The organism is Hymenobacter psoromatis, assembly GCF_020012125.1.
Lineage (GTDB): Bacteria > Bacteroidota > Bacteroidia > Cytophagales > Hymenobacteraceae > Hymenobacter > Hymenobacter psoromatis.
In genome coordinates this window covers 1-6,898 of the sequence record NZ_JAIFAG010000005.1, presented here as the reverse complement: position 1 = coordinate 6,898, position 6,898 = coordinate 1, and the positions used below count along the sequence as shown (strand labels likewise).

Annotated in this window: 10 protein-coding genes; 6 read left to right on the top strand and 4 right to left on the bottom strand. The window is 54.7% G+C overall.

All coding sequences use genetic code 11. From position 1 onward, the window contains the following. The 4 genes from LC531_RS22500 to LC531_RS22485 all read left to right on the top strand — a co-directional run. Nucleotides 1-375 (top strand): relaxase/mobilization nuclease domain-containing protein (locus LC531_RS22500; protein ID WP_223654559.1); only part of this gene is annotated, 375 nt, incomplete at its 5' end. A 32-nt stretch (nt 376-407) separates the two neighbouring features. Beyond that, nucleotides 408-926, top strand: a complete 519-nt coding sequence (locus LC531_RS22495) for a hypothetical protein (protein WP_223654558.1) — start codon at nt 408-410, stop codon at nt 924-926. Nucleotides 927-939: 13 nt separating this feature from the next. Further along, nucleotides 940-1,293, top strand: a complete 354-nt coding sequence (locus LC531_RS22490) for a hypothetical protein (RefSeq protein WP_223654557.1) — start codon at nt 940-942, stop codon at nt 1,291-1,293. Between the two features lie 115 nt (nt 1,294-1,408). Next, the gene (locus LC531_RS22485; RefSeq protein ID WP_223654556.1) at nt 1,409-2,344 is read left to right on the top strand and encodes a hypothetical protein; all 936 of its coding nucleotides are present in this window, start codon (nt 1,409-1,411) and stop codon (nt 2,342-2,344) included. Between the two features lie 186 nt (nt 2,345-2,530). Here LC531_RS22485 and LC531_RS22480 read toward each other — a convergent pair whose 3' ends face one another. From LC531_RS22480 to LC531_RS22465, 4 genes are all read right to left on the bottom strand, one after another. Next, complete coding sequence (locus LC531_RS22480) at nt 2,531-2,734, bottom strand: hypothetical protein (RefSeq protein WP_223654547.1); 204 nt, start codon at nt 2,732-2,734, stop codon at nt 2,531-2,533. Nucleotides 2,735-2,781: 47 nt separating this feature from the next. Then, nucleotides 2,782-3,099, bottom strand: coding sequence for an element excision factor XisI family protein (locus LC531_RS22475; protein ID WP_223654545.1), 318 nt, complete (start codon nt 3,097-3,099; stop codon nt 2,782-2,784). Further along, nucleotides 3,087-3,509: an element excision factor XisH family protein gene (locus LC531_RS22470; protein ID WP_223654543.1), complete on the bottom strand. Its 423-nt coding sequence runs from the start codon at nt 3,507-3,509 to the stop codon at nt 3,087-3,089. Before LC531_RS22470 ends, LC531_RS22475 begins: the two co-directional genes overlap by 13 nt. Before the next feature lie 113 nt (nt 3,510-3,622). After that, nucleotides 3,623-4,537 carry a replication initiation protein gene (locus LC531_RS22465; protein WP_223654541.1) on the bottom strand — a complete coding sequence of 305 codons (915 nt, stop codon included), beginning with the start codon at nt 4,535-4,537 and terminating at the stop codon, nt 3,623-3,625. A gap of 1,363 nt (nt 4,538-5,900) precedes the next feature. Between LC531_RS22465 and LC531_RS22460 the strand changes: the two genes are divergently transcribed. Together LC531_RS22460 and LC531_RS22455 are read left to right on the top strand one after the other, a co-directional pair. Continuing rightward, nucleotides 5,901-6,293 carry a plasmid mobilization protein gene (locus LC531_RS22460; RefSeq protein WP_223654540.1) on the top strand — a complete coding sequence of 131 codons (393 nt, stop codon included), beginning with the start codon at nt 5,901-5,903 and terminating at the stop codon, nt 6,291-6,293. Continuing rightward, nucleotides 6,290-6,898, top strand: a 609-nt coding sequence (locus LC531_RS22455) for a relaxase/mobilization nuclease domain-containing protein (protein WP_223654539.1), incomplete at its 3' end; no start/stop codon positions are given. The genes LC531_RS22460 and LC531_RS22455, both read left to right, overlap by 4 nt.

Below are 6,898 nucleotides of genomic sequence, written 5' to 3'. Positions count from 1 at the left end.
GACATTGGCCGCGCCCTGAGCTACACCGCGGGCCAGGCCCGCAGCTTTGACGAGCTGCGCGAGGCGCTGCGCCCGCGAGGTATCGAGCTGGAGCTGACGCGGCGCAAGGATGGGAGCCCGGCCGGGGTGGTGTTCGCGCAGGACGGGCACCGGGTGAAGGGGAGCCAGGTCGGCCGCGAGTACAGCGCCGGCAATCTGGAAACGGGCTTTGCCAAGGCCCGCGAGCTAGGCCAGGCCCACGACCCGGCCCAGGGGTGGCAGCAGGTCGGCCAGGACTACGCGCTGGCCAAGCTGGCCGAATCCTACGCCCAAGCCAAGCAGGAACAGGCCCGCCAACAGCCGAAACAAGACAAATCGCAAGGCGTGAAGAGGTGATACTGAACGCCCTATTTTCTACTTACTAGACTATGCAAGAGCTACTTGACGACATAAAGGCCCTACGCCGGGGCATCGAGGCCCTGAATAAGCGCAGCTTGGAGCAGGGCCAGCCCATTAGCCGCGCCGAGGTAGACGAGGTGCTAGCCATCGTGAAGAATGGGACGAAGTTTGAGCTGGATTTTAAGGGAATAGCCAACCAGATTCAGCCGCACTTGGCGACGCCGGACACCATCGCGGCGGCGGTAGCGACGGGCACCCAGCAGTTAAAGCAGGTGATTGACCAGATTCCGCGCAGTGTGCCCTTAGCGGATAAGGTGTGGGGCTTTACCAGCCTATGGACGTTCATGGGGGTGTCTTTTATCCTGCTGGGCTTCTGTGTGTGGAGTGGTTACGCATGGAAAGCGATGGGGGCTGCGGAGGCAAAAACGGAGTTGCTTCAAAAGCAGCAGGCCCAAGAGCAGGCTAATCTGGATTGGTTATCCAAGGGGTACCTGGACCTAAAGCGCGACAACCCCAAAGCCGCCCAGAAGTATTTCCCACCTAAGTAACCTCTTGGTAATCATGAACTATATCCCTCAATTTCACGAAGAAGAACAGACTCCCGCGCAGCGGTGGGACACGGTGCGGTCGGCCATCGGTGCAGGGGCTAGCGACCGGGCCGTGCCCTCGCAGGACCTGGCGCACTTGGAGTTGCGCTACATCGCGGGTGAGATTGACCAGACGCAGGTGCAGGACGAGCTGTTGCGGTGGTACCGGCCCGACATTGCCCCAGCGGCCGACGTGCGCCCGCTGCCGCCCGAGCAGCCCAGCCAGATGTACCCCTACACGGCGGAAATGGCGGCCTTGATGCAGCAAATGAATGAGTTACCTCCTCGCGTTCCCTATATCGTGATGAAGGGAAGATACCGGGGTTAGAATAGGCCAGCCCCGCCCTTTTTACATACTGTAAACGACCGTTTATAGTATGTAAAATCCTTGCTATCTCTTTCATCCAACGGTTTGATGCAGGCCCCTAGACTTACTTTGCTGCATGAGCTTTTTTTCAAATCATCCTCTCTATTGGCTGGTCGGCTTTGCTGGGCTAACAGCTTGTCAGGAAAAAACAGTTGAAACGGCCCAGGCCACTGATAAACAAGAGTCTACAACAAAGGTAACGGCCCAGCCTATGGCTAGTAAAGTGCCTATTACTTCACTAAATGATTCGGCTAATCAGCAGTTAGTGCCGTTGCTAGGTGGGACTTGGATAAACACAACGTATGCCGCGTATTTACGCAAAACCCACTCCCCTCGTCAATCGGATGGGCACTGGGGTAGTAGTGGTATCACGGAGATGCTGCTTGACCCAAAGTCTTATAAAGGCGACAGTATGGCTATGTCGCTGGGAGCAAGCAATCATGAAGGGCTACCCTTGCGTTACGTCCATCTGCGACGAGGACCAGTGCTTAACTCTTGGTCCACCACCGCCGAGGAGTCGGGGAGCGAAGCTGGCTTACTCGAAACAAGCTTACGCTATCACGTAAATCAGGCAGATACCCTCCTCTATCTCGACCAGCGTCAGAAGAATACGCACCGCGTTACCACCACCGCTTTTCGGAAGCTACGGGATGTTTCGGGCACAGGCAGCACCTTTGATGAAGGATTAGCTCCTTTTATAAACGGGCTGCTATTCACTGGCTCACATTTAGTTACGGACTCTACCGGGCATACTTACCCCGTACGCTTGCTGGCAACCGGCCAAGTACAGGGCTGGCCAGGGTATGGCATGTATCAGGTCAATACTGATTTTGTCGGCCCCTTCCACGAGCTAGACACGGTATTCTTCGATATCAACCAGAAAACGCAACAAGAGTGGGCTTTTACTAGACAAGGCGATACCGTTCGACTGTATGCGGTGCAGGACGACACAGTGACCTATAAGCGTCAGCGTGGTCGCCTCTGCTACACCTTAGTTCGACAAAGTAAATGAGGCCCTAAAATCAGCAACTGCTTAGAAAAGAAGCCTTGCCTCAGAAAAATACTAGTCAGTGTCATAGAAGCGGCAGGGCCAAAAACCACCCTTATTTCAAGAGTGGGGTTATAACTTGTTTTATGTTAAGGGACAAAACCAAGAACCAGAGGGAAAAAATTGCACTTCGCCATTGCCCCTAAAATGCTATTTAGAAGCAGCTGCGCGACGACGGGTTGGGCGGGGGGGGACCGGGGCCATAATATCCAGATTCAAGTCGATTTTCCCCCGTTTGCGGGCAATCTCGGCCATCTGGGCTTGCAGGTTGTCGAGTAGGCGCTCAAAGGCTTCCGGGGAGCCGGCGCGTTCGCGCAGCTCGGTTTCAAACTCGGAGGGGGTATGCTTTTTCATAATTAGAGCAAGCCAACAGCCTAGATGCAACGAATAGAAAATTTTGCTTACTGGGTGACTAGGGAAGCCGCCTGCGTACCGTCTTGCAGCTCGTTGGCAGGAATACCAGCCCGTTGCAAGTCGTACAGCACGTCCACGTCCGCGTTGAGTTCTTGCAGCCAGACCTTCCCCTCCACGATGGCCAGGTGAATGTCGCAGCGGTGGACCCGCTCCTGGCGGTCCCGGCCAATGACGAGCAGCAGGTAATGGTCACGTTCCCGGTCGAAGACGGGGGCGTAGTGGAGAGTATTGGGCACGAATGAAATGGCGGCCTGCTCCGTCAGGTAGGCTTCGATAAGCTGCCGGTAGTGGGTTACTCTATCCATTTGTCAATTAGTTGAGAATCTGGATTATAAACAAATATTTTGATGCGGTGCCGTTGCAGGAAGCGCAGAATATCGGGGTGGCTTAAAAAGCCATCATAGGTTGCTTTGGGAACGGCTTTGAACACCAGGCAGGCTGGGTCATGCTCTTCAAAAAAGCTTTGGTAGGTAAGGTACTGGCCAATAGCGCGGTGGAAGTCGCCCATGACCCCGTTGCCGGTCGGGGGGTAGTTCTTGACTTCTACCACAATTTTGCGCAACTCCTTGTTAGCTAGGCGTATTTCTGCAATAATATCCGGCCGACCCGTTTTGCCGCCCCAGTTGATTCCGATGCCGTAGGGGTGGGTAATCGTCCAGCCGGCTGCTCTCAAGGCTTGCAGCACAATGTCGTGGTCACGGTCGGAACGAGCCATTAAGCAAAGAAGAAACTTGTTTAGGTGAATTTAAGGCCCTGTAGCTAGTGATAAGACTACAGGCGGGGAAGTGCTAGCAATGGTGTTTGCGTTGAATGGTGGGGCATTTCTAGCTATTTGACGCCCAAGCGTTCTGCCGTGTACGCCCCCACGTTCGACACCTTGCCATCGGTTATCTGCATCCTGATTTGGTAGAGGCGTTTGGTTATTTCCGCAGGGCTTAGCGTGCGGAGAGCATTAATAGCCTGGTCTTTACGCAAGCTGAAATCATTGATTAAACGGCCAAAAAGGGCCGTTTCCTGCTCGTTGTAGTCGATTGCAGTCGTTTTGGGGCTGTAGATAACCGTAAATTCCAGCTCTACGACCTTCTTGCCCTGCTTGATTTCGCGGTAGGTAAAAGCCAGGTCGGTAGCCGTGTTAATTTCCTCAGCTGGCCTTAGCACAGTCTGTTTGAAGTTGGCATAGAGCGGGTATTTATCCTTGCCAGTATCCTTGTCGGTTAACCCAAGCTGGATTTTAAGCTTATCTAACGGTATGCGAAACACCTTGTTGGGTAGATGCTTATACATAGAAAAGATTTCATAGAACCGCTTAGCATAGATGCTATTCAGGGTGATGGCAAGGTCAAGTTGAAAGGTAGTGAAGTGGCTCTTTAGATATCCGTAAAAGGGCCTGATTTTCGGGTCTATCGAGATTTCCAGGGTGCCGGTGCCCTTGATATACTGTACCGAGGAAAAGAAGTGGGTTTGCAGCAGGTCGCCATTAGGTAGGTCAGCTTCTAGGACGCGCCCTAACAGCTTTTTAGTGACGATGCGCAGGCGGTCGTATTTGATTTCCTCCCCCGTCCGCTCGCGTAACTCTACGGTCGAAACGTAGTAGAGCTGGCTGGGTAGGTCGGTCGGCTGCATCTCGCGCATCGCCAGATAAAGAATGTTCTTTTCCAGCTTGGTCAGCTCGTAACGCGCCGAAGTGAGGATGTTCGATTGCCACAGGGTGACAGCCTTATCAGAGGGTTTTTCAGGTTCCAATTTGTCAGCAGGGGAAATGGTACTTCTGCAAATGTATAGCCTATTTTTATAAGGCTTATAAAAAAACTTATAATGGTAGGACAAAAACTTATAGTTGATTTGCCGCCACTAGGACAAAAACTTATAGTTGGGGGGCTTTTTCACTAGTAAGCTCGACCGCACTAGGACAAAAACTTATAGTTGACGGACATTTCCCTATAATAGATTGGCTAACTCATTGACTGTCAAGGGCAATTTTTGACAAATATGGAAGCTTTGGTTTTTAGGACCCTAAAAAAATTTTCACAAAATTTGAGAACGCGCGAGGTTGTCCACATTTTAGGCTTTTAGGGCCCGTTCTGACCCGGTTCAACTATGCGGAAATGTCCGTCAAGCGACGCAGAAAAGCCAAAAAAAAAGGAACCCCACCAAAACAAGCTTCGCACACCAGGGCGCGGCGCGGCGCGGCGTTAACTTATTAGTAATAAATAGTATATAAAAACAAATGTCGTGCTTATGTGCCCTTTTGGGCAACTATGCACTTTTTCCCCTTTTGTTGACTCCCAGCACGTACTTTACAGGATGGCAGACCATATTTTCAGGTTGAAGGATACCCCACTCGGAACGGTCCTCGTGAAGTTTTATCAGATTACTCCTTACACCGATGAGGCTTTTACAAGAGCCAAGGCACTTGATTTCTGGCAGACTACCCCAGGTTCCGGCAACTCGTGGAGTATGGCTCTCTACCAAGGTCCCATCAGCACCAATCACGTCCTGACCGAAGCCATTGCCCAGCTGCATACCCGTTGCCCCGACTGTACCGCCGTGCGCATTGAACCGGCAGCCTGACCCCCTACACGAAAGCTTTGAAGGACGTATATTTGCTTAGTCGGGTAGCTTAGGGGCTCAGACAAACGGCGGCCAAAACCGAAGTTCTGACCGCCGTTATCCTAGGGATGCCCGAGCCAGTGGCTAACCACTGCTCGAACTGCTCCCCCTACCGCTGCCTTAAGCAGTTCCAAGGGGATGCGAAACCAACTAGCCTGGCTAGCGGGTTTCACCTTTGCACGTTTACCCATTTTCGTTCGGGAGTAAGGGTGCTCAATCCACCCACTTCCTGAAGCCCTGGTTGTTCAAGCAGCCGGGGCTTCATCTTTTCAGACGATGCGTTGGCGGGGTGACTACCGTGCAAGTGGGCCAAAGGTAGTCCCTAGCTATCTACTCACCCAGCTTGTTCAAGTGATACCGGAGCCGTACCTTAGTAGCCCGTCAGAAGCTCGTTCAACGTGTTTCGCAAGATGTGTTTTGTGCATCGCGCTTCGCGCAATCACAAAACCCGCTCGCCCTTCGGGCTCCCTACACTTGCCCCTTCGGGGTTCTCCCTATGCCCGCACCCACGCCCGCCGATTCCGCGCCCCACCGCCCCCGCAAAGGGGGCCGGAAGGCTAGCCCGCTGGCCGAGAAGCAGCGCCACGTCGTGAGCGTCCGGCTCACGGACAAGGAGCACGAGCTCCTAACGGTGGAGGCCGAGCGGTACCAGCTCAGCCAGGGCGAGGTGCTGCGGTCGGTGTGGTTGAAGCAGGATACGGCCACGAAGCTGCCGGCCCCGCTCACGCCCGAGCAGGCTCGCCAACTGGTGCAACTGGTGGGTATGGCGGCCAACCTAAACCAGATAACCAAGCTGGCCCACTTGCAGCAGGACCAGCGCACCGGAGCCACGACGGTGCTCGGGCAGCTGCACCACCTCTTGAACAGCCTCGGCCATCAAGCGTCATGATAGGCAAGGTGAAGGTGAACCAGTCGTTCGGGGCGATGTGTCAGTACGTGCTCCAAGAGAAGACCCCCGACAAAGGGGCCGAGGTGCTGGCCGCGCACGGGGTGCGCACCGATAGCGCCGCCCACATGGCCACCGACTTTGACGCGGTGCGGGCCATGCGCCCAGGGCTGGGGAAGGCCGTGCTGCACGTCGCGCTAGCCTTTCCGGTCGAGGAAAAGGAGAAGGTGACCAACGAGGTAATGGGCCGCATTGCCCAGGACTACCTAAAAGGGTTGAAAATCGACCCGGAGAACACGCAGTGGGCGGTGGTGCGGCACCAGGACAAGACCCACCCGCACATGCACTTGGTGGTAAACCGGGTGGATTTGGACGGACAAACGGTGAGCGACCAGTTTATCCGCTCGCGCAGCGTGGACGTGTGCAAGCGCATCGAGCAGGAATATGGGTTGATAGTGGCCGACCAGGTGGGCCGCAAGCAGGCGCTGGAAATCGGCCCGACCCCGGCCCAGGTGAAGGCGGCTAAGACCAAGACCCCCCAAGAGGAACAGGCAGCCGATTGGCGACGCGCCCGGCCGGACCTGGCTGATTGGAGCCGCGCCCGGCAG

Coding starts and splice junctions, on each gene's coding strand:
- LC531_RS22495 (WP_223654558.1), top strand. CDS start 408: ATGCAAGAGCTACTTGACGACATAAAGGCCCTACGCCGGGGCATCGAG.
- LC531_RS22490 (WP_223654557.1), top strand. CDS start 940: ATGAACTATATCCCTCAATTTCACGAAGAAGAACAGACTCCCGCGCAG.
- LC531_RS22485 (WP_223654556.1), top strand. CDS start 1,409: ATGAGCTTTTTTTCAAATCATCCTCTCTATTGGCTGGTCGGCTTTGCT.
- LC531_RS22480 (WP_223654547.1), bottom strand. CDS start 2,734: ATGAAAAAGCATACCCCCTCCGAGTTTGAAACCGAGCTGCGCGAACGC.
- LC531_RS22475 (WP_223654545.1), bottom strand. CDS start 3,099: ATGGATAGAGTAACCCACTACCGGCAGCTTATCGAAGCCTACCTGACG.
- LC531_RS22470 (WP_223654543.1), bottom strand. CDS start 3,509: ATGGCTCGTTCCGACCGTGACCACGACATTGTGCTGCAAGCCTTGAGA.
- LC531_RS22460 (WP_223654540.1), top strand. CDS start 5,901: ATGCCCGCACCCACGCCCGCCGATTCCGCGCCCCACCGCCCCCGCAAA.